19 protein-coding genes and 1 pseudogene are annotated in these 21054 nt (G+C 59.1%); 9 read left to right on the top strand and 11 right to left on the bottom strand.

Annotation, left to right across the window (positions count from 1 at the left end; translation table 11 throughout):
- Positions 1-25 precede the first annotated feature (25 nt).
- On the top strand, positions 26-1456 hold the full coding sequence (gene sbcB, locus ACYZT0_RS19480) for an exodeoxyribonuclease I (protein ID WP_462042580.1): 1431 nt from the start codon (positions 26-28) through the stop codon (positions 1454-1456).
- 98 nt (positions 1457-1554) lie between these two features.
- Here sbcB and mvaT read toward each other — a convergent pair whose 3' ends face one another.
- On the bottom strand, positions 1555-1932 hold the full coding sequence (mvaT, locus tag ACYZT0_RS19475) for a histone-like nucleoid-structuring protein MvaT (protein ID WP_007945872.1): 378 nt from the start codon (positions 1930-1932) through the stop codon (positions 1555-1557).
- A 158-nt stretch (positions 1933-2090) separates the two neighbouring features.
- Positions 2091-2273, bottom strand: a complete 183-nt coding sequence (locus ACYZT0_RS19470) for a hypothetical protein (protein ID WP_462042579.1) — start codon at positions 2271-2273, stop codon at positions 2091-2093.
- On the opposite strand from ACYZT0_RS19470, the gene purU reads away from it, so the two are divergent.
- A complete protein-coding gene (purU, locus tag ACYZT0_RS19465; protein ID WP_462042578.1) occupies positions 2272-3120 on the top strand; it encodes a formyltetrahydrofolate deformylase in 849 nt (282 codons plus the stop codon). The two genes, ACYZT0_RS19470 and purU, sit on opposite strands and share 2 nt — an antisense overlap.
- Before the next feature lie 71 nt (positions 3121-3191).
- Positions 3192-3368 carry a hypothetical protein gene (locus tag ACYZT0_RS19460; RefSeq protein ID WP_461969145.1) on the top strand — a complete coding sequence of 59 codons (177 nt, stop codon included), beginning with the start codon at positions 3192-3194 and terminating at the stop codon, positions 3366-3368.
- Here the strand turns inward: ACYZT0_RS19460 and ACYZT0_RS19455 are convergent.
- The 5 genes and pseudogenes from ACYZT0_RS19455 to ACYZT0_RS19435 all read right to left on the bottom strand — a co-directional run.
- Positions 3355-4350, bottom strand: coding sequence for a lysylphosphatidylglycerol synthase transmembrane domain-containing protein (locus ACYZT0_RS19455; RefSeq protein WP_462042577.1), 996 nt, complete (start codon positions 4348-4350; stop codon positions 3355-3357). The two genes, ACYZT0_RS19460 and ACYZT0_RS19455, sit on opposite strands and share 14 nt — an antisense overlap.
- Complete coding sequence (locus tag ACYZT0_RS19450; RefSeq protein ID WP_462042576.1) at positions 4347-5123, bottom strand: DUF2334 domain-containing protein; 777 nt, start codon at positions 5121-5123, stop codon at positions 4347-4349. Before ACYZT0_RS19450 ends, ACYZT0_RS19455 begins: the two co-directional genes overlap by 4 nt.
- Entirely contained in the window at positions 5116-6237 is a 1122-nt protein-coding gene (locus ACYZT0_RS19445; protein ID WP_462042575.1) for a glycosyltransferase family 4 protein, read from the bottom strand. The genes ACYZT0_RS19450 and ACYZT0_RS19445 overlap by 8 nt, the downstream gene beginning before the upstream one ends.
- A gap of 176 nt (positions 6238-6413) precedes the next feature.
- Complete coding sequence (locus tag ACYZT0_RS19440; protein ID WP_462046606.1) at positions 6414-7178, bottom strand: methyl-accepting chemotaxis protein; 765 nt, start codon at positions 7176-7178, stop codon at positions 6414-6416.
- A gap of 93 nt (positions 7179-7271) precedes the next feature.
- A pseudogene (locus ACYZT0_RS19435) lies at positions 7272-8303 on the bottom strand (HAMP domain-containing protein); the annotation flags it as partial.
- 187 nt (positions 8304-8490) lie between these two features.
- Here ACYZT0_RS19435 and ACYZT0_RS19430 point away from each other — a divergent pair.
- Entirely contained in the window at positions 8491-9978 is a 1488-nt protein-coding gene (locus ACYZT0_RS19430; protein WP_462042574.1) for a helicase HerA-like domain-containing protein, read from the top strand.
- A gap of 103 nt (positions 9979-10081) precedes the next feature.
- Here the strand turns inward: ACYZT0_RS19430 and ACYZT0_RS19425 are convergent, their stop codons facing one another.
- Positions 10082-10537: a DUF721 domain-containing protein gene (locus ACYZT0_RS19425; RefSeq protein ID WP_008147416.1), complete on the bottom strand. Its 456-nt coding sequence runs from the start codon at positions 10535-10537 to the stop codon at positions 10082-10084.
- Positions 10538-10844: 307 nt separating this feature from the next.
- Here ACYZT0_RS19425 and secA point away from each other — a divergent pair, with 307 nt between their 5' ends.
- The 4 genes from secA (at position 10845) to ACYZT0_RS19405 (ending at position 16657) form a co-directional block, all read left to right on the top strand.
- Entirely contained in the window at positions 10845-13580 is a 2736-nt protein-coding gene (gene secA / locus ACYZT0_RS19420) for a preprotein translocase subunit SecA (RefSeq protein WP_462042573.1), read from the top strand.
- 122 nt (positions 13581-13702) lie between these two features.
- On the top strand, positions 13703-14920 hold the full coding sequence (gene argJ, locus ACYZT0_RS19415; RefSeq protein WP_449644841.1) for a bifunctional glutamate N-acetyltransferase/amino-acid acetyltransferase ArgJ: 1218 nt from the start codon (positions 13703-13705) through the stop codon (positions 14918-14920).
- Between the two features lie 163 nt (positions 14921-15083).
- Positions 15084-15716, top strand: coding sequence for a glutathione S-transferase family protein (locus tag ACYZT0_RS19410; RefSeq protein WP_462042572.1), 633 nt, complete (start codon positions 15084-15086; stop codon positions 15714-15716).
- Positions 15713-16657 (top strand): Nudix family hydrolase, encoded by a 945-nt coding sequence (locus ACYZT0_RS19405; RefSeq protein ID WP_462042571.1) that lies wholly within the window; start codon positions 15713-15715, stop codon positions 16655-16657. The genes ACYZT0_RS19410 and ACYZT0_RS19405 overlap by 4 nt, the downstream gene beginning before the upstream one ends.
- A 114-nt stretch (positions 16658-16771) precedes the next feature.
- On the opposite strand, the gene ACYZT0_RS19400 is transcribed toward ACYZT0_RS19405, so the two are convergent.
- From ACYZT0_RS19400 to ACYZT0_RS19390, 3 genes are read right to left on the bottom strand one after another with little or no spacing between them, the layout of a single operon-like run.
- The gene (locus tag ACYZT0_RS19400; RefSeq protein WP_462042570.1) at positions 16772-17353 is read right to left on the bottom strand and encodes a cob(I)yrinic acid a,c-diamide adenosyltransferase; all 582 of its coding nucleotides are present in this window, start codon (positions 17351-17353) and stop codon (positions 16772-16774) included.
- Between the two features lie 2 nt (positions 17354-17355).
- Positions 17356-19392, bottom strand: a complete 2037-nt coding sequence (locus ACYZT0_RS19395) for a sensor histidine kinase (protein WP_462042569.1) — start codon at positions 19390-19392, stop codon at positions 17356-17358.
- 45 nt (positions 19393-19437) lie between these two features.
- Entirely contained in the window at positions 19438-20355 is a 918-nt protein-coding gene (locus tag ACYZT0_RS19390; protein WP_462042568.1) for a putative 2-dehydropantoate 2-reductase, read from the bottom strand.
- 133 nt (positions 20356-20488) lie between these two features.
- On the opposite strand from ACYZT0_RS19390, the gene ACYZT0_RS19385 reads away from it, so the two are divergent.
- Complete coding sequence (locus tag ACYZT0_RS19385; RefSeq protein WP_462042567.1) at positions 20489-20974, top strand: YajQ family cyclic di-GMP-binding protein; 486 nt, start codon at positions 20489-20491, stop codon at positions 20972-20974.
- Positions 20975-21054: the final 80 nt, after the last annotated feature.

Below are 21054 nucleotides of genomic sequence, written 5' to 3'. Positions count from 1 at the left end.
CCGATCTTCAGTTCAGGAATAGCCCGTGACCTCGATCTTCTGGTACGACTATGAAACCACTGGCATCAACCCCCGTTGCGACCGCCCGCTACAAATGGCGGGGATTCGCACTGACTTCGATCTCAATGAAATAGACGAGCCGGTCAACCTTTACTGCCAGCCCAGTGCAGACATCCTGCCCCATCCGGCGGCCTGCGCGATCACGGGTATTACCCCCGGCCGACTGGCCGAGCAGGGCCTGAGCGAAGCCGATTTCATGACCCGGGTACATGCCCAACTCGCTGCGCCCGGCACGTGTGGGGCGGGGTACAACACGTTGCGTTTCGACGACGAGATGACCCGTTACAGCCTGTACCGAAACTTTTTTGACCCTTACGCACGTGAGTGGCAGGGCGGTAATAGCCGCTGGGACCTGATTGATGTGGTGCGTGCAGCGTATGCCTTGCGTCCTGATGGCATCGTTTGGCCGACGGATGACGAGGGGCGGATAACGCTCAAACTCGAACGCCTGACCGCCGCCAATGGCATTGATCACGGAAATGCTCACGAAGCGCTGTCGGACGTTCGCGCCACCATCGCCCTGGCGCGGCTGATCCGGGAAAAACAGCCAAAGTTGTATGACTGGTTGTTTCAGTTGCGCGGTAAACAAAAGGTGATGGATCAGATTCGGCTGTTGCAGCCAATGGTGCACATCTCCGGGCGATTCTCGGCGGCGCGCAGTTATGTCGGTGTGGTGCTGCCCTTGGCCTGGCATCCGCGCAACAAGAACGCTTTGATTGTCTGTGACCTGCACCTGGATCCTCAGGGCTTGCTCGATCTTGATGCCGACACCTTGCGTCAGCGGCTGTATACCCGCCGCGATGACTTGGCCGAGGGCGAGTTGCCGGTGCCGCTCAAACTTATCCACATCAACAAATGCCCGGTGGTGGCGCCGTTGTCGGTACTTCGTTCTGAAGACCAGCAACGTTTGGGGCTGGATATGTCGCTCTACCAAGCGCGTGCGCTGCGGCTAAGTGACGCACAAAAAGTTTGGCGAGATAAAGTTCAGGCGATTTATGCCAACGAAGACTTCACCTCGAGCCAAGACCCTGAGCAACAGTTATACGATGGTTTTATCGGTGATCGGGATCGGCGTCTATGTGAGCAAGTCAGGTCTGCCGACCCTGCTCAATTAGCGCAACAACAATGGCCTTTCGATGATGAACGCTTGCCTGAATTACTATTTCGATATCGCGCCCGCAACTTCCCCGATACGTTGAGTTTCGAAGAGCAAGAGCGCTGGCGAATATTCTGTCAGCAACGTTTGTCAGCACCCGAATGGGGGGCGCCAAATACGCTGGACACTTTTGTAGAGGCCGCAGCCCAATGGAGCATTAGTGCTACATCGTTTCAGCGGGAGGTGCTCAATGAATGGCAGAATTATGTCCAGGAATTGCGCAAACGATTGAGTCTTTGAAAACGAACATGTCCGGGGCTGAACATCAGGCATAAAAAAACGCCAGCATCTGCTGGCGTTTTTTTTGTCGCGGATGAGTCTGCGACAAGCACTGCAGCTTAGCCCAGCAGGGTAGCCCAGCCTTCAACCACGTCACCGCCCCACTTGGCTTTCCACTCTTTCAGCGTTTTGTGGTTGCCACCTTTGGTTTCGATGACTTCGCCGTTGTGCGGGTTTTTGTATTGTTTAACTTTGCGAGCACGCTTGGTGCCAGTAGTTTTTACTGCGCCGCCGCGTGGTGCTTTGCTTTTGGACTCTGGATCCAATAGCGCGATGATGTCACGCAGAGACTTGGAGTATTCGCCCATCAGGGTGCGCAGTTTGCCTTCGAATTCCAGCTCGGTTTGTAGTTTGTCGTCTTGGGACAGGTTCTTCAAACGGGCTTGCAGCTCTTTGATAGCTTCTTCGGTGGCGCGATATTCGTTGATCAAGGACATGAGGATTACCTTATGTTGGGGCGCTGGATGGCAGGTGACAGTGCGGCAATAATAGTCAGGGTGTTTCATCAAGTAAACATTAACCGGAGTTTTATTTAAATTAGTTACGGTGAGTAGGGCATAAATTGCAGGTGTAGTTAAATAGTGCGATGCAGTCATCACAGATATTCACAATTGGAGACTTGAAGATGGGCAACAGGAACACCATCGCGCGGGTAGCGGGTGCTGCCAAAATCTCTGTCGCGCACCTTCGTGCCAGCCAAGACGTCATCAATACTGCAGTTTTGCTGCGCAATCGCTAGAATGGCCGCCTTTGCGAAGTTCTGGAGTTTGACCCTCATGCGCACTTTTCGGCTGGTGATTGCTTGCCCGGACCGCGTCGGCATCGTTGCTAAAGTCAGTAACTTTCTGGCGTCACATAACGGCTGGATCACTGAAGCGAGCCATCACTCGGACAATCTCAGTGGATGGTTCTTCATGCGTCACGAAATTCGTGCCGATTCGCTGCCCTTCGGTATCGATGCCTTTCGCGAGGCGTTTGCACCGATTGCCGAAGAGTTCTCCATGAACTGGCGCATCACCGATACCGAGCAGAAAAAGCGCGTAGTACTGATGGCCAGTCGCGAGTCTCACTGCCTCGCCGACTTGTTGCACCGCTGGCACAGTGATGAACTGGATTGCGACATTTCCTGCGTGATTTCCAACCATGACGATTTGCGCAGCATGGTCGAGTGGCACGGGATTCCCTATTACCACGTACCGGTCAATCCGCAGGATAAAGAGCCGGCCTTCGCCGAAGTATCACGCCTGGTCAAACAGCACGATGCCGAAGTGGTCGTACTTGCCCGTTATATGCAAATCCTGCCACCCGAGTTGTGCAGCGAATATGCTCACAAGGTCATCAACATTCATCACAGCTTCCTGCCCTCGTTCGTCGGAGCCAAGCCGTATCACCAGGCATCGCTGCGTGGCGTAAAGTTGATCGGCGCTACTTGCCACTACGTGACCGAAGAGTTGGATGCCGGTCCGATCATCGAACAGGACGTCGTTCGCGTCAGCCACAGCGACAGCATTGACGACATGGTGCGTTTCGGTCGGGACGTCGAGAAGATGGTGCTGGCCCGTGGTCTGCGTTATCACCTGGAAGATCGGGTGCTGGTGCACGGCAACAAGACCGTCGTGTTCTGACAGCCACACAGTACGGTTGATCGTTCCCACGCAGAGCGTGGGAACGATCTGTGTAGAGCGAGGACATGACCATGGCCGATCCACTGGACAAAGCCACTTCCAGGGCACCCGCCACGTTGGGGGAGGGCTGTCTGAGTCGCTACGACCCGGATGACATGAACCCCGAAGACGGCACGGAGTTTCCCGGTGCTGCCGAGTTGTGGGAACAGTTGCAGCAAGAACCTGATGACAAGCCTACGCCTGCTTGAACTTCATCAACTTCTTCAGCAGCGGCCGCCCGAGCATCAGCAAAAACACCGGACCACCCACCACCAGGTAGAAGTAATAGGTCACCGCCCGCCAGATCAGAATCGCCGCTGCCGCAATGGATTTTCCCACCATCGGCGCCAGCAGCGCCGCCGAGGTCAACTCCGCCGCCCCGGCACCGCCCGGCAACAGGCTGAACTGCCCCGCGCTCAGTGAAAGCATCTGGATCAGAAAGCTCCAGACCCACTGCAAATCCGCCCCTAGCCCGCGCAACGCTAGATACAGCACGCTATAACGCAGGAGCCAATGCAGGCAGGTCAGGGCAAACACCGTGATCAACGTCTGAAAGGGCAACTTTAGCGTGTCAGCAAAGGCCGCCAGGAAGTGCAGGAGTTTTCGCGCCCACCGCAGGCGCGTGGTGGTTTTGACATTGAGGCGAGCGAGCAACCGACCGCTCATGCGAATCAGCATTCGATGGTAGCGGGCAACCACCACACAACTGAACAACCCGCCGAACATCGAAAGGGCGCTGACGGTCAGCAGCCATTCCATGCGTTGGCTGAGGTGCTGGAACAACGCATAAATCAGGATCCCGCTCAGCGCGCAGAGAAAAAACAGTAAATCGCTCAGCTGATCCATGGCAAACACCGCGCTGCCTCTGGCCGGACGCACGCCGCTGTGCGCCAACAGCGTCATGATAGTCAGCGGGCCGCCGCTGCCGCCGGGGGTGGCGCAATAGGCGAATTCGGCGGCCATCACCACCCCGAGACTTTTGAGCGGGCCCACCTTGTCGCGCTGATCCCCGAGCAACAGGCGCAAGCGCATCGTGTTCAGCACCCAGCACAGCAGGATCATGCCGAACATGATCAGCAGCCATTTCAGCGGGAAGCTTTGCAGCCGATCCCAGGTTTCGTTTCCGCCCAGCAGCGATGGAATCAGCACTGCAGCGAGCAGCGCGACGAGCAGCAGAATCGCGCGACTCATGCGGCGTGAACCCTACGGTCGCTTTGCAGCGCTAGCCAGCGTGCCTTGGTCATCGGCACACGACCCTCGTCGAGCAAGCGCTTGAGGGTTTGCAGCCAGTAAGTGCGCGAAAACGCATGGCGCATATCGACCGGGTGCAGGCCAAGGCGAATCACCGGTGCGTGCCGCCAGCGTTGTTCGCGTTGATCGCTGACGAGCTTCGACACCCCCCGGCGCCAGGCACTGCGCGCACTCCAGACCAGGCCTGGAGCATCAACGGCGCTGAAGTCCGGCAGACGATACAGATGCTGCGGATCGCTGGTGTAACTCAAGGGTAACTGGCGCAAGGCCTGGCGCGTCCCTTCGCTCATCAGCCAGGCCGGGGCGACGAAACCCTCCAGCGGCCAGTTATAACGGTGGAACACCTCGATGCCGGCGCGCAGGCGGGCAAGGGCGGCTTCTTGAGACAGGCTGTAAAACTCGCCTTCGTGGGTGTAAATCCGGCGCATGAACCAGTCTCGTGGGGTAGTGGGAGTGGGCTCTTCATCGCAATGAAAGTAACCGTGCAATGTCAGTTCGTCACCTCGGGCGATACGACGGGTGAGCAAACGTCGAAATCCCGGATGCTCCTCCAGATCGTTGTGCTTGTGGAAATTCGGCACCACCAGCCAGGTCATCGGCACCTCGCCCAAGGCATCGACGGCATCGACAAAGGGTTGATAATCGGCCCAGGTTTGCGGTGCGACGTCGTGCAGCACGAGTAACAGGCTGGGCGGGTTCATGGGCTCAAACATTGGCGGTCAGCGGCCAGTGGCTGCCGAGTACGGCGTGATAGTGCCGCAGCAGGCTGTTGACCACCGTGTCCCAAGAGTAATGCTGTTCGACATGGCTACGGGCCTGCTTGCCCAAAACGACGCTGCCCAAGCTGAACAGTTCGCGGACCGTGTTGGCCATCGCCAACGGATTATTCGGCGGGCAGAGCAGGCCGCATTGATCGGTGATGATTTCCTGAAAGGCCCCGGCCGCCACGGCCACCACCGGAATGCCACTGGCCATGGCTTCTAGAATCACCAGGCCGAAGGTTTCCTGATCGCCGGCATGCAGCAGCGCATCGGCGCTGGCCATCAATCGCGCCACCTGTGCCGCCGGACAGAACTCACCGACCACGGTGACGTTGTCGGGCACTGCGGCCGGCATCGACGAACCTACCAGCAGCAGGTGATAGCGTCGGCCCAGGCGTTTCATGCAGTCGAGCAGCACCGGCAGGTTTTTTTCCTTGGCGCCGCGCCCGGCGAAGATCAGCAAATGAGTGTTTTCATCGATGCCCAATTCGGCCCGCAGACCCGGGTCCCGGGCATTGGGATGGAAGGTGTGCAAGTCGACGCCCAGCGGTTGAACGAAAACGTTCTTCACTCCCAACCCGATCAGTTTGTCAGCCATGACCTGGCTTGGCGCCAGAACCCGATCGAAGTTGCCATAAAGCTTGCTGACATAGGCTTCGACGTTGGTTGTGACCCAGTTGCCCATGCGATTGCTGACCAGCAGCGGGAGGTCCGAGTGATAAAAGCCGACCACCGGGACATCGAGTTGCCGCCGGGCGTCGAGGGCCGCCCATGCGGTGAGGTAGGGGTCGCCGACCTCGATCAGGTCGGGCTGTAAATCCTGCAGAACATTGCGCCAGGGCGCGAGACGGAGGGGGAAACGATAGCCTTTGCCGAAGGGCAGGGCGGGGGCCGGAACCGTGTAAACGCCATCCTGTTCACTTAAGTTAGCCCCAGGGATCAGCAGACTGTGGCGAATGCCCGGCTTGATGCCCAGGCGACGGTGTTTTGCATCCAGATAAGTGCGCACGCCACCGCTGGCAGGGGCGTAGAACATGGTTATGTCAGCGATATGCACGATGAACATCCCTCCGGTCCGTTGTTCTCCCTTTGGTTGACCTTTATGAAGGATAGATGTTCGGTTCGGTGTCAGTGAGGTTTGTGGTGACTGATAGGACGCCTTCGCGGGCAAGCCTCGCTCCTACGGGTTCACGCTAAACCCTGTAGGAGCGAGGCTTGCCCGCGATGAGGCCAGTTCAGACACTAAATACGGAAACTGCCTACCAACTGCTTAAGTCGCGCCGCCTGTTGCTCAAGATCCGAACACGCACGCAACGTCGACTGCAGGTTTTCCACCCCTTCCTGATTCAGTGTATTGATCTCGGTAATGTCGACGTTGATCGATTCCACCACGGCAGTCTGTTCCTCAGTTGCCGTCGCCACCGACTGGTTCATCCCGTCAATCTCGCCAATACGCAACGTCACACTATTCAGCCGCTCGCCGGCCAGGTTGGCGATTTCGACGCTGTCCTGACTGTGGCGCTGGCTCTCGCTCATGGTGCTGACGGATTCACGGGCGCCGACTTGCAGCTCCTCGATCATGGTCTGCACCTGTTGCGCCGATTCCTGAGTGCGGTGCGCCAGGTTACGAACCTCGTCTGCAACCACGGCAAAACCACGTCCGGCCTCGCCGGCACGCGCCGCTTCGATGGCTGCGTTGAGCGCCAGCAGGTTGGTTTGCTGGGAGATGCTGGTGATCACTTCGAGAATCTGCCCGATGTTCACGGTTTTGCTGTTCAGCGATTCAATATTGGTGCTCGAGGCGCTGAGCATGCTTGACAGCTGATTCATCGCGACAATGCTGCGGTCCACCACTTGCTGGCCGTCTTCGGCCAGGCTGCGGGCATCGCTGGCCTGACTCGATGCTTGTGCTGCGTTACGGGCGATTTCCTGAGCGGCGGCGCCGAGCTGGTTGATCGCCGCGGCCACGCTGCTGGTGCGCGAAGCCTGTTGGTCGGAGTTGAACATCGACGAGTTCGATGCAGCCACTACACGCAGTGCCACTTCGTTGACTTGCCCGGTGGCCGACGACACTTCGCGGATCGAACCGTGAATGCGTTCCACGAAACGATTGAACGCGGTACCGAGGACACCGAATTCGTCGTTGCTCTGGATGGTCAGGCGTTTGGTCAGGTCGCCTTCGCCATCGGCGATGTCTGCCATGGCGCGGGTCATCACGTGCAGCGGCTGGATCAGGATGCGGATCAGCATGCCCAAAAGGGCGATGATGATGGCCACGCCAATGACCGTCGCAACGACCGCCGAGGCACGGAATTCGCTGAGCATCGAGAAGGCTTTGTCTTTATCCACCGACAGACCGATGTACCAGTTGACCGATGGCAGGCCTTTGATGGGGGTGAAGGTAACGATGCGGGTCTTGCCATCGACGTCCACTTCACTGAAGTCACTGCTGATGCGTGGGGTATTTTTCGGGTACGCCTCGCTCAGGGACTTCATCACCATGGCTTTGTCCGGGTGGACCAGAATCTTGCCGTCGGCGCTCACCAGAAAGGCGTAACCCATGCCGGCGAAGTCGCGGTCGCTGAGGGTGTCGATCAGGGTTTGCAGGCTCAGGTCGCCGCCCACCACCCCCACGCTCTGCCCGGCTTTTTTCGAGGCGGTGGCAATAGAGATGATGGTCTGGCCGGTGGCCGCGTCGATGTAAGGTTCGGTCAGGGTTGCGGTGCTACTACTTTCGGCGCCTTTGTACCAAGGGCGCACCCGTGGGTCGAAGCCATCGGGCATCTTCGCATCCGGGCGGATGGTGAAGTGGCCAGTGGCGTCGCCCAGGTAGGACGCCATGAAGGTCGACGTCAGGGCTTTCTGCTCAAGCAAGCTGGAAACGGTGGCCTGTTCGGGGTTGATGGCGATGTTCTGTGCGAGGTTGTCGATCAACAGAATACGGCCGGCCAGCCAAGTCTGGATGTTGTTGGCGGTGACGTCTCCCATCTCATTGAGGTAGTTATCCAGGTCTGCGCGAATGGCGTTGCGCTGCAAATAATCGTTGTACAGCGTGAACGAGGCGAAGGTGGCAATGACGATGAGGGCGGCAGCAAGCAGGATTTTATGGCTGAAGCGCAGATTTTTGTTCATGGCTCGGGGTGTCCGCTAAGGTCTCATTGTTCGGGGTGTGTTGCTGTTAATTCGCGCAAAATGGGTGCGCAATGGAGCGAGTCGATAATTCCTGCTCTCCATGGGAATGTCGGACCTTGCTTTCAGTTGGGTCTCTCGCTTATTTCTATCGGCCGTAAAGGATCAAAGATTAACCATGGGTGACCAAATGCCTGATTCATTGAAACTCGTTATCGGTGCCGATCTCGCCGGGCAGCCGATTGCCCAGGCCATGCGTCTGGCGAACCGTCATGGTTTGGTCGCGGGCGCTACCGGGACGGGCAAAACCGTCACCTTGCAACGGATGGCCGAAGCCTTCAGCGATGCCGGCGTGGCGGTGTTTGCCGCCGATATCAAAGGTGACCTGTGCGGTCTGGGCGCCGCCGGCAATCCTCAAGGCAAGATCGCCGAGCGGATTGCCGGGATGCCCTGGCTGAACCACACGCCTCAAGCGTATCCGGTGATCCTGTGGGACATTCACGGTCAGTCCGGTCATCCACTGCGTACAACTTTGAGCGAAATGGGGCCGTTGTTGCTGGGCAGCCTGCTGGAACTGACCGACAGTCAGCAGTCGACGCTGTATGCCGCCTTCAAGGTGGCGGATCGTGAAGGGCTGTTGCTGCTGGACCTCAAGGATCTGAAGGCACTGCTCAATCACCTGCGTGACAACCCCGAATTGCTCGGTGACGACGCCGCGCTGATGACTACCGGTTCCAGTCAGGCGCTGTTGCGGCGGCTGGCGACCCTGGAGCAGCAGGGCGCAGAAGCGCTGTTCGGTGAGCCGGCGCTGCAACTCGAAGACATTCTGCAGCCGACCGCCGAAGGTCGCGGGCGCATTCACTTGCTCGATGCCAGCCGTCTGGTGCACGAAGCGCCGAAGGTCTACGCGACGTTCCTGTTGTGGCTGCTGGCCGAACTGTTCGAGCAACTGCCAGAGCGCGGCGATTCGGACAAACCACTGCTGGCGCTGTTTTTCGATGAAGCGCATTTATTGTTCGCCGGTACGCCAAAGGCGTTGCAGGATCGTCTTGAGCAGGTGGTGCGACTGATTCGCTCGAAAGGCGTTGGTGTGTATTTCGTCACCCAATCGCCGGGCGACTTGCCGGATGACGTGCTCGCTCAGCTAGGGCTGCGCATTCAACATGGCTTGCGCGCCTTCACCACCAAGGAGCAGAAATCCCTGCGAGCGGTGGCCGAGGGCTTCCGGCCGAACCCGGCGTTCGATGCCTTGTCGGTGCTGACCGAGCTTGGGATCGGCGAGGCGCTGGTCGGCACGTTGCAGGACAAGGGCACGCCAGAGAGGGTTCAGCGGGTGTTGGTTGCGCCGCCGCAATCGCGCATCGGGCCACTGAGCGAAGCCGAGCGTGCGGCGTTGATCGCCAGTTCGCCCTTGCAGGGACGTTATGACAAACCGATCGATCGTGAGTCGGCTTATGAAGTGCTGATGGGGCGCAAAGGTCTGGCGCCGGAGCCCGAAGCAATTCCGGGCAAGGGTGCACCAGAGGAACCGAGCTTCACCGACAAGGCCGGGGACTTCCTGGGTACGGCGGCAGGGCAAGCGCTGAAATCGGCGATGCGCCAGGCGGCTAATCAACTGGGCCGACAGTTGGTACGCGGGTTGATGGGTTCATTATTAGGCGGCAGCAAACGCCGCTAAATAACTTGTAGGAGCGAGGCTTGCCCGCGAAGAGGCCCTTAAGGGCGCCAAAAGCTTCGCGGGCAAGTCGGATCGCCGCCCGCTCGCTCCTACAGGATTTGTGTCAGGTTTTGGGTTTGGCGTGCGCCGCCAACCGCTCCAGCGCCGCCCGCAGATTCGGATCGCTAATGCCATCGGCCGTGGCCTGAATGGTCGCGCCTGCGTCCGTCGACAAACTGATGGTATGGCCAGCCGCCCCTTGCTGGACCGTGGGCGGTTGAACCTTGAACAGAATCCGCGTCAAACTGGCAAACTCATCAAACATCTGCAATTGCCGTTGCAGACGTTTTTGTTGATAGCGCAGACGGGTTGCCCAATGACCGTCGGTCACTATCAGCAACAAACTGCCTTCGCGCCACGACGCCACATGGCAATGCTCGCGGGCAGCGGGCTGCAATTGGCTTTCCAGCAGACGTTGTAAATGACCCAGGCGCTGAGCGTGGCCGAAGATGGCTTTCAGCGGTTTGGCTTCGCGAAGCAGAACGGCGGGTGCTCTGGCCGTAAGAGGGCGAAATGCCATGATCAGACACCTGAAGTAACAGAGCCGCCATGGTAGCAGAAAGCACCACAGGCACCCGACCCATTGCTTTGCGAGCGCTTTACCCATTAAATCAACAAGTAACTTGTGCCGTGAATGGCTTGAAGTTCAGCAAAAAGCCCTTATTTTAAGTGAGCCCCGTCACAGCGCTGTGCCAGCATCGTGGAATAACGCCACTTTCCTCACCATCGTTTCCGGGTAGAATGCTCGTTCGCATGCGGCCATGAGGGCTGCACGGGCGACTCACGGGGCCGCCCTCCATCCCTTTAGTGTGGAAGATCCTGCCGATATGTTTGCGCCTTTGTTAAAGAAACTTTTTGGAAGCAAGAACGAGCGTGAAGTCAAACGCATGCTCAAGACGGTGCAACTCGTCAATGCCTTCGAAGAGCAAATGGTGGCCCTTTCGGACGATCAATTGCGTGCCAAGACAGATGAGTTCAAGGCCCGCATCGCCAAAGGGGAAACCCTCGACAAACTGCTGCCAGAAGCCTTTGCGGTCGCCCGCGAAGCCGGTAAGCGCGTCATGGGTATGCGCCACTTCGATGTCCAGCTGATCGGCGGCATGACCTTGCATGAAGGCATGATCGCGGAAATGCGTACCGGTGAAGGCAAGACCCTGGTGGCAACACTGGGCGTTTACCTCAACGCGCTGTCCGGCAAGGGCGTGCACGTTGTGACGGTGAACGACTACCTGGCACGTCGTGACGCCAACTGGATGCGTCCGCTCTACGAATTCCTCGGGATGACGGTCGGCGTGGTGACGCCGTTCCAGCCGCCGGAAGAGAAACGTGCAGCCTATGCTGCCGACATTACCTACGGCACCAACAACGAATACGGTTTCGACTACCTGCGCGACAACATGGCGTTCAGCATGGAAGAAAAATTCCAGCGCGAACTCAATTTTGCCGTGATCGACGAAGTCGACTCCATCCTCATCGACGAAGCCCGTACTCCGCTGATCATTTCCGGTCAGGCCGAAGACAGCTCCAAAATGTATGTCGAGATCAATAAACTGATCCCGCAGCTGGAACTGCACGTCGAAGAAGTTGAAGGCGAAGTCACCAAGGCTGGCCACTACACCGTCGACGAGAAGACTCGTCAGGTCGAGCTCAACGAAGCCGGTCACCAGTTCATCGAAGATATGCTCACCCGCGTCGGCCTGCTGGCTGAAGGCGAGAGCCTGTACTCGTCACATAACCTGGGCCTGCTGACCCATGTTTATGCCGGTCTGCGTGCGCACAAGCTGTTCCATCGCAACATCGAATACATCGTGCAGGACGGTCAGGTTGTCCTGGTCGACGAACACACCGGTCGTACCATGCCGGGTCGCCGTCTGTCCGAAGGCCTGCATCAGGCTATCGAAGCCAAGGAAAACCTGAACATTCAGGCCGAAAGCCAGACCCTGGCCTCGACCACGTTCCAGAACTACTTCCGTCTGTACAACAAGCTGTCCGGCATGACCGGTACCGCTGACACCGAAGCGTTCGAATTCCACCAGATCTACGGTCTGTCGGTGATGGTTATCCCGCCGAACAAACCGCTGGCGCGTAAAGACTACAACGACCTGGTGTTCCTGACCGCCGAAGAGAAATACGCGGCGATCATCACCGACATCAAGGAATGCATGACCCTGGGCCGTCCGGTACTGGTGGGTACTGCAACCATCGAAACTTCCGAGCACATGTCCAATCTGCTCGAGAAGGAAGGCATCGAACACAAGGTCCTGAACGCCAAGTTCCACGAAAAAGAAGCCGAGATCATTGCCCAGGCCGGTCGCCCAGGCGCACTGACCATCGCCACCAACATGGCCGGTCGTGGTACCGACATTCTGTTGGGCGGTAACTGGGAAGTGGAAGTGGCAACCCTGGAAGACCCGACCCCTGAGCAGATTGCCCAGATCAAGGCCGACTGGCAGAAACGTCACCAGCAAGTGCTCGAGTCGGGCGGTTTGCAGGTTATTGCGTCCGAGCGTCACGAATCGCGCCGCATCGACAACCAGCTGCGTGGTCGTGCCGGTCGTCAGGGTGACGCCGGTTCCAGCCGTTTCTACCTGTCGCTGGAAGATAGCCTGATGCGCATCTTCGCCTCTGATCGGGTGAAGAACTTCATGAAGGCCCTGGGCATGCAGCCTGGTGAAGCGATCGAGCACCGCATGGTGACCAACGCCATCGAGAAAGCTCAGCGCAAGGTTGAAGGCCGCAACTTCGACATTCGTAAGCAACTGCTCGAGTTCGACGACGTCAACAATGAACAACGTAAAGTGATCTATCACATGCGTAACAGTTTGTTGGCTGCCGACAACATCGGCGAAACCATCGCCGACTTCCGTCAGGACGTGCTCAACGCGACTGTCAGCGCACACATTCCACCGCAATCGCTGCCTGAGCAGTGGAACGTGGTCGGTCTGGAAGCGGCGTTGCAGAGCGACTTCGGTGTGGCGTTGCCGATCCAGAAATGGCTCGACGAAGACGACCACCTGTACGAAGAAACCCTGCGCGAGAAGCTCATGACCGAGTTGCTGGCCGCGTATAACGAAAAAGAAGAGCAGGCGAGCGCCGAAGCGCTGCGCACCTTCGAGAAGCAAATCGTTTTGCGTGTGCTCGACGACCTGTGGAAAGATCACCTGTCGACCATGGATCACCTGCGTCACGGCATCCACTTGCGTGGTTATGCGCAGAAGAACCCGAAGCAAGAGTACAAGCGCGAGTCCTTCACGCTGTTCTCCGAGCTGCTGGATTCGATCAAGCGCGACTCGATCCGTGTGCTGTCCCACGTCCAGGTTCGTCGCGAAGATCCGATCGAAGAAGAGCAACGCCTGCGTCAGGAAGCCGAAGCATTGGCAGCGCGCATGCAGTTCCAGCACGACGAAGCACCGGGTCTTGAGCAACCGGAACTGCTGGGTGAAGAGGTCGATGTCGCCCTTGCCACCGCTCCGGTACGCAACGAACAGAAGCTGGGCCGTAACGAGCTTTGCTATTGCGGTTCGGGCAAGAAGTTCAAGCATTGCCACGGGCAGATCCAGTAAAACCCGTTTCATACGCTGAAATACCCGCGCCGCGACCGGCTAATGCCGTCGCGGCGTTTTGCCATTTAAACCACCGTTCTTCCTGAAAGCGGTGCTGACATCATTTATTAAGGAGCGCACTCATGGCTGTTGGTCTTGGTCCTTTGCCAACGTTGCACCCGGTTGCCGGTTTTGAACTCGGTATCGCCTCGGCTGGCATCAAGCGCCCGGGGCGCAAGGATGTCGTGGTCATGCGCTGTGCGGAAGGTTCCACGGTCGCTGGCGTGTTTACCCTGAACGCCTTTTGCGCCGCTCCCGTGATCCTGGCCAAGCAGCGTGTTCAAGGTCCGGTGCGTTACCTGCTGACCAATACCGGCAATGCCAACGCCGGCACTGGCGAACCGGGCCTTGCCGCTGCCGAGCGCACGTGCGCCAAACTGGCCGAGCTGACCGGCGTCGACGCCAGCCTGGTGCTGCCGTACTCCACCGGTGTCATCGGCGAGCCGCTGCCGGTCGAGAAAATCGAAGGCGCGTTGCAAGCGGCTATCGACGATCTGTCGGTCAACAACTGGGAAGCTGCCGCCACCGGCATCATGACCACCGATACCCTGCCCAAAGGCGCCAGCCGCCAGTTCCAGCATGACGGCGTGACCATCACCGTCACCGGTATCAGCAAAGGTGCGGGCATGATCCGCCCGAACATGGCGACCATGCTTGGCTACATCGCTACCGACGCCAAAGTTGCCCGCGACGTGCTGCAAAACCTGCTGCTGGACGGTGCAAACAAGTCGTTCAACCGCATCACCATCGACGGCGATACCTCGACCAACGACTGCTGCATGCTGATTGCCACCGGTCAGGCGGCATTGCCGGAAATCACTGAGGCCAGCGGTGATTTGTTCGCGAAGTTGAAACAGGCCGTGTTCGAAGTCTGCATGGACGTGGCCCAGGCCATCGTTCGTGATGGCGAAGGTGCGACCAAGTTTGTGACCGTTGAAGTCAACGGCGGCGGCAATCACCAGGAATGTTTGGATGTCGGTTACACCGTGGCTCACTCGCCGCTGATCAAAACCGCACTGTTCGCCTCGGACCCGAACTGGGGCCGCATTCTGGCCGCCGTGGGCCGTGCCGGCGTACCGAACCTGGACGTGAGCAAGATCGACGTGTTCCTCGGTGAAGTGTGCATCGCCAGCCGTGGTGCTCGCGCATCGACCTACACCGAAGCCCAGGGTGCGGCCGTGATGCAGCAGGAAGAAATCACGATCCGTATCGAGCTGGGTCGCGGCGATTGCAGCGAAACCATCTGGACCACCGACCTGTCCCACGAATACGTGAAGATCAACGCCGAATACCGTACTTAAGACCGAGTCGCTCCCATCGCGGGCAAGCCTTGCTCCTACAGTTTGTGTCGTTCACACCATCCGCGAACAACATCAACCGTGTAGGAGCGAGGCTTGCCCGCGAAGACGGCCGACCAGACACCAAAAAATCTGGCCTGTACCCCCTCATCAAAAGGTCCCGAACATGAGCCTTCACCTGATCATCGGCGACAAACTGCTTTCCTCCTGGTCCCTGCGCGGCGCGTTGGCCCTCGACTTGGCCGGCGCCCCTTACACCGAAGAACTGATCAAGTTGAACCAGCCGGATACGCGCGAGCGCCTGCTCAAGCACTCGCCGACCGCGAAAGTCCCGCTGCTGAAAACCGAACACGGCATCATCGCCGACTCCCTGGCGATTGCCGAGTATCTGGCAGAGCAGTTTCCCGACGCCGGTCTCTGGCCCAAAGACATCGCCGCCCGCGCCCAGGCCCGTTCGGCCTGCGCGCAGATGCACAGCGGTTTCTTCGCCATGCGCGGCAACATGCCGTTCGACCTGAGCCACGACGCTGCGCTGTCACCGACGCCGACTGACGTCCAGGCCGACATTGAGCGCATGTTGGCGTTGTGGGCCGAGTGCCGCGCTGCCGCCACCGAAACCGGTCCGTTCCTGTTTGGTGGCGCGACCCTGGCCGATGCCTTCTTCGCACCGATCGCCGTGCGCCTGCGCACCTATCAGGTGAGGCTGCCCGCAGCGGACGCGGCCTACGTCGAAACCATCTACCAATGGCCAGCCTTCAAGGCCTGGCAGAAAGCGGGTCTGGAGGAAGTAGAGCGGTGAAACGAGTCCACGTAGCGGCCGCTGTTATCCGTGATAGCAGTGGCAAGATCCTCATCGCCCGTCGTGCCGACACCCAGCACCAGGGCGGCCTGTGGGAATTTCCCGGCGGCAAGGTCGAGGCAGACGAGTCCGTGACAACGGCTCTTGGCCGTGAGCTTCACGAAGAGTTAGGCATTGTCGTCGATGTCGCGCGACCGCTGATCAAGGTTCAGCACGACTACCCGGACAAACAGGTGTTGCTGGACGTTTGGGAGGTTTCGGCCTTCACCGGCGAACCTCACGGCGCCGAAGGCCAGCCTTTGGAATGGGTCGCGCCCCGTGATCTGTTGAATTACGATTTTCCGGCGGCCAACCAGCCGATCGTCGCTGCTGCACGTTTGCCTGCCGAATACCTGATCACCCCCGAAGACCTGGAAACCCCGGCCTTGCTGCGGGGTATTCAAAAAGCCATTGCTGGCGGCATCAAGCTGATCCAGTTGCGGGCACCCAACGGCTACGATCCTAAGTACCGCGATCTGGCGGTGGACGCGGCGGGGCTGTGTGCCGGCAAGGCGCAGTTGATGATCAAGGGGCCGTTCGAGTGGCTGGGCGATTTCCCGTCCGCCGGTTGGCACATCACCTCCGCGCAACTGCGCAAGTACGCGGCGGCTGGTCGCCCGTTACCGGCGGCTCGCTGGTTGGCGGCGTCCTGCCATAACGCTGAAGAGCTGGCGCTGGCCGAGCAGATGGGCGTGGATTTTGTGACCCTGTCACCGGTGAAGCCGACGCTGACTCACCCGGGTGCTGAGCCGTTGGGCTGGGAACAGGCTGCAATGTTGATCGAAGGATTCAGTAAACCGGTGTTTTTGCTCGGTGGAGTGGGGCCGGTGGAGCTTCAGCAAGCCTGGGAATCGGGTGCACAGGGTGTGGCGGGGATTCGGGCGTTTTGGCCTGAGGCTTAGCACCCGAGCATTCCCACGCTCTGCGTGGGAATGCAGCCCGGGACGCTCCGCGTCCCATCAAGAGCCGAACGCGGAGCGTCCGTTGAGGCATTCCCACGCAGAGCGTGGGAACGATCAGTTAGAGGGTTTCGCCGCCGGCTGCCAAAGAATCTCGGCAATTCCCTGACGCTTGGCAATCAACCGCGCCACTACAAACAACAAATCCGACAGCCGATTGATGTACGCCAACCCAACCCCGGCCAACGGTTCGACTGCATTCAAATGCTGACACCGCCGCTCCGCACTGCGCGCCAGGCTTCGGCAGACATGGGCCTGGGCAATCAGCGCCGAACCACCCGGCAAGATGAAATTCTCCAGCGGCCCCAACTCTTCATTCCACACATCGATCGCGGTTTCCAGACGTTCGATTTCTGCCGCGTTCAGCGCCTGATACACCGGCATCGCCAACTCGCCGCCCAGATCAAACAACCGATGCTGGCAGGGCGCCAATACCTCGATCACTTCGTTCAAACCCGGATACTCGCTACTTTCCGCCGCCAACCCGGCCAGTAACACACCCACCTGGCTGTTCAGCGTATCGACCTCGCCAATGGCTTCGATTCGCGGATGGTCCTTGGGCACGCGGCGGCCGTCACCCAGCCCGGTTTCGCCTTTGTCGCCAGTGCGGGTGTAAATCTTCGACAAGCGAAAGCCCATGGTTACCTCGATAGCTGATTGAGTTCTTGAGAGATGAGCGGCGTGCCGGCCAAGGGCAGGCGCAACGTGAAACACGTGCCTTGGCCCAGGGTCGATTGCACCTCCATCTGACCCTTGTGGTTGTTGGTGATGATGAAATAGGAAACCGACAGGCCAAGGCCGGTGCCCTGACCGATTTCCTTGGTGGTGAAGAACGGCTCGAAGGTGCGTTTGCGCACGCTTTCGCTCATGCCGATGCCGTTGTCCTCAACCTGGATTTCCGCCCAGGGCGGGTTCAGTTTGGTACGCAGAATGATCCGCCCCGGCTCGCGGTCGTCCTCACGTTGGTGAATCGCCTGAGCGGCGTTTTTCAGCAGGTTGAGCAGCACTTGTTCCAGTTCGTTGGCGGTCCCGGGAACCGGGCCCAACGCTGGATCGAACTGGCGAATGATCGCTTGGCCCTTGAAGTCGAAACCGATCGCCAGGTCGAAGTCGTTGCCGGCGATGTCCACCGCCTGATCGATCAGTGCCGGCAGGTCGCACGGAGCCATTTGCCGGGTACTGCGGCGGCTGAAGCTGAGCATGTGAGTAACGATCTTCGCTGCCCTGGCCCCCGCCTGTTGAATGCCATCGAGCAACTGCGGCACTTCCCGCGCTTGCAGGTACTGGTTGACTGTCGAAAGTGCGATGCCGACTTGCTCGGCCTGTTCGAGGTTCTTCGGGAGATCGGGTGACAGGCGTCGGCGAATGTTCTGCACGTTGTGCAGGATCGCGCCCAACGGGTTGTTGATCTCGTGGGCCATACCCGCGGCGAGGCCACCGACCGAGAGCATTTTTTCCGACTGCACCATCATTTCCTCCAGGGACAGGCGCTGGGTGATGTCGTCGATCCGGATCACCACACCGCGCCCGGCACCACCCATCAGCGGGTAGAAGGTCAGGGCGTAGTGCTTGGGTTCTTCGTCCTTGAGCCACGTCACCCGCTCGATCTTGGCCACCGTGTGTTGCTCGACGGTTTGCTTGAGTTGCGGCAGGAACGGCTTGAGCGGTTCGAAAGCGAGAAAAATCGGCTGGTTCAGGGCTTCATCGAGGCGTGTGCCAGACAGGGCGCTGGCCTCCTGATTCCACTGGGTCACGTAAAGCTGCTCGTCGAGGGCGATCAGCGCCGACGGCATGGAGTCGATGATGCTGTTGAGGTAGTTCTGGAAGCCGGTGAGTTTCTTCTCAATCTTGCTGCGCACCTGGACTTCGAGCTCCAGTTTGCGATTGGTATGGCGGGTTTCTTCGGCGAGGCCCTGGGCCTGGTCATAAGCGGCTTGGGAATCGTCCCGGGCCCGCTTGAGTTGCTGCTCACGGGCTTCGATCCGCGAGAGCATGGTGTTGAACGCCTCAGCAAGGCTGCCGATTTCGTCGTGGTTGCCGCGGGAGGCGCGCAGGGCGTAGTTCTCTTCGCGGGTCACTTGCCGGGACAACTCTTCGAGCTGGTGGATCGGCCGGGTAATAAGGCGTTTGATCTGCCGGGCAATCACCAGCCATAGCAGCACGCTGAAGATCAGAATCCCGAGGCTGGCGGTGAGGGTGCCGGTATAGAACGCCATCGGCAGTTCGCTGCTGGCGACCAGTAACAGGTGGCCGGGCGCGGTGCCGGGGCGGGGCAGGGTGACCACTTGATTGCTGCGAAACTCGGTGGCTTGCCAGGATTCGATGTGCCGGTAACGCTCTGGCAGGTTCAGTTTTTCGCCCTGCTGCAACTGCGCCAGACGCTCCCCCTTGCCGTTATAAAGGGCCGCCGCGCGCAGCGGTGAATAGCTGTTGAGTTCATTGAGCAGGCGTTCGGCGCTTTGCGGTGACTGCAACGCTTCCGACACCAGGCTCGGGTTGGACACCAGTCGCCCGATGGTCTGCAAGGCTTGAGGTGCCATGCTTTCCTGGGAAATGTAGTACGCGGCGCTGATAAAAGTCAGGTTGGCGACCAGCAGGACGGTGGTCAACAGCACCAACAGGGCGGCCAGCAATTTTTGGCCGACCGGAAGGTTTTCAAGGCGCTGGCGCAATAGCATCAGGTTCATCGCTGAATAGGAACAAGTGGCCAGCGTAGCCGCTGCTCAGTCGCTGGGCAATCCAAGGCTGTGCAGATGGGCGATCAATCTTGACTCAAGCTGATTGAGGTGCGGCAGGTTCAACTGATGCCTCGTGGCGACTTTGCAGGCATGGCCCAATAGATAGCTGATCTCGGTCCGACGCTGGGCCGCGACGTCCTGGTACATCGAAGAGTAATTGGCGGCGGTCGCGTGAATCACCCGTTCGACTTCCTGTTGAAGGTCCTCGGCCGCTGCTGGCTGACCGCATTGCTCAAGTAACTCGGTCAGTTCGACGCAGAGGGTGGCGACTTCGCAGTGGTGTTCCTGTAAACCGCCATTACGGCAATCATGGAGCACGGTCAGCGGATTAATCGCACAGTTGAGCGCCAGCTTTCGCCACAACCTGGTCAGAATGTCGGTGCTCCACTCGTGGGGAATACCGGCGGCGCTCATGTCATCCAGCCAGATCGGCGCCACAGGATGCCCGACATCCCCCAGCCAGGTGTAACCGTGGCCGGCAAACACTACGCGCCAGTCGCCATCGCGAAAGGCGCCTTCGGTGCTCGACGCGCTAATGCAGCGTGCCTGCGGCACCTGCGCAGCAACAGCGTCCTGGCTACCAAGACCGTTCTGCAACAGAATTAACTCGGCGTCGGGGGCGAGGCGCGGCGCCAGTTGGGCTACGGCTTTCTCGGCATCGTAGGCTTTGCAGGCCACCAGCAGGCGGTTGATCGGTTCACGGCTGTCGGGTGTCTCGGCGGGCACCGGATAGCACTGCGCTTTGCCGTGCTCGACCAGTGTCAGCCCACCCGCCGCCTCATACGCCTTTAAGCGCGCACCGTCCCGCACGATTAGTCTGACCGGCACATTTGCCCGCGCCAGACGCGTGGCCCATAAAGTGCCGAGGCTGCCAGCGCCCAAAACATGCCAGGTGGTGGACATCAGCTTTTTGCTCTGTTTATCGCGCGCATGGGAGGCTCGCAGTGAATGATGGGAAAGACCCGTTATAATCAGCGCGGATTTTAACCGCAAGCCAGGCGTGCTCCATCGGCGCGCCTTTTATTGGAGAGATTACATGCCGTCGTTCGACGTGGTATCCGAACTGGACAAACACGAAGTCACCAACGCGGTCGAGAACGCCGTCAAGGAACTCGATCGTCGTTATGACCTGAAAGGCAAAGGCACCTTCGAGTTCAAGGAAAAGGACCTGACCGTCAACCTGACCGCTGAAGCCGATTTCCAGCTCGAAGCGATGATTGAGATCCTCAAGCTGGCCCTGGTCAAGCGCAAAATCGACGTTCAGTGCCTTGAAGTCAAGGATGCCTATGCGTCGGGCAAACTGATGAAGCAGGAAGCGGTCCTCAAGGAAGGCATCGACAAGGAGATGGCGAAGAAAATCGTCGCTCATGTCAAAGACGCCAAGCTCAAGGTTCAGGCTGCCATTCAGGGTGAGCAAGTGCGCATTACCGGCAAGAAGCGTGACGACTTGCAGGAAGCTATTGCAGCCCTGCGCGCCAAGACTTTCGATTTGCCGCTGCAGTTCAACAACTTTCGCGACTGACCTTTCAGTCGGGAACCCTGTGGGAGCGAGCCTGCTCGCGAAAAGCGGTGTGTCAGTCACCATTAATGTTGAATGACACA

It is taken from the genome of Pseudomonas sp. ZS1P83, from assembly GCF_054897825.1.
This window is presented reverse-complemented; position numbering and strand designations above follow the sequence as displayed.

Bases quoted from the DNA above. Each gene is read 5' to 3' on its own strand.
- mvaT (WP_007945872.1), bottom strand. From the start codon at position 1,932: ATGTCCTTGATCAACGAATATCGCGCCACCGAAGAAGCTATCAAAGAG.
- purU (WP_462042578.1), top strand. From the start codon at position 2,272: ATGCGCACTTTTCGGCTGGTGATTGCTTGCCCGGACCGCGTCGGCATC.
- ACYZT0_RS19470 (WP_462042579.1), bottom strand. From the start codon at position 2,273: ATGAGGGTCAAACTCCAGAACTTCGCAAAGGCGGCCATTCTAGCGATT.
- ACYZT0_RS19460 (WP_461969145.1), top strand. From the start codon at position 3,192: ATGGCCGATCCACTGGACAAAGCCACTTCCAGGGCACCCGCCACGTTG.
- ACYZT0_RS19455 (WP_462042577.1), bottom strand. From the start codon at position 4,350: ATGAGTCGCGCGATTCTGCTGCTCGTCGCGCTGCTCGCTGCAGTGCTG.
- ACYZT0_RS19450 (WP_462042576.1), bottom strand. From the start codon at position 5,123: ATGTTTGAGCCCATGAACCCGCCCAGCCTGTTACTCGTGCTGCACGAC.
- ACYZT0_RS19445 (WP_462042575.1), bottom strand. From the start codon at position 6,237: ATGTTCATCGTGCATATCGCTGACATAACCATGTTCTACGCCCCTGCC.
- ACYZT0_RS19440 (WP_462046606.1), bottom strand. From the start codon at position 7,178: ATGTTCAACTCCGACCAACAGGCTTCGCGCACCAGCAGCGTGGCCGCG.
- ACYZT0_RS19430 (WP_462042574.1), top strand. From the start codon at position 8,491: ATGCCTGATTCATTGAAACTCGTTATCGGTGCCGATCTCGCCGGGCAG.
- ACYZT0_RS19425 (WP_008147416.1), bottom strand. From the start codon at position 10,537: ATGGCATTTCGCCCTCTTACGGCCAGAGCACCCGCCGTTCTGCTTCGC.
- secA (WP_462042573.1), top strand. From the start codon at position 10,845: ATGTTTGCGCCTTTGTTAAAGAAACTTTTTGGAAGCAAGAACGAGCGT.
- argJ (WP_449644841.1), top strand. From the start codon at position 13,703: ATGGCTGTTGGTCTTGGTCCTTTGCCAACGTTGCACCCGGTTGCCGGT.
- ACYZT0_RS19410 (WP_462042572.1), top strand. From the start codon at position 15,084: ATGAGCCTTCACCTGATCATCGGCGACAAACTGCTTTCCTCCTGGTCC.
- ACYZT0_RS19400 (WP_462042570.1), bottom strand. From the start codon at position 17,353: ATGGGCTTTCGCTTGTCGAAGATTTACACCCGCACTGGCGACAAAGGC.
- ACYZT0_RS19395 (WP_462042569.1), bottom strand. From the start codon at position 19,392: ATGCTATTGCGCCAGCGCCTTGAAAACCTTCCGGTCGGCCAAAAATTG.
- ACYZT0_RS19390 (WP_462042568.1), bottom strand. From the start codon at position 20,355: ATGTCCACCACCTGGCATGTTTTGGGCGCTGGCAGCCTCGGCACTTTA.
- ACYZT0_RS19385 (WP_462042567.1), top strand. From the start codon at position 20,489: ATGCCGTCGTTCGACGTGGTATCCGAACTGGACAAACACGAAGTCACC.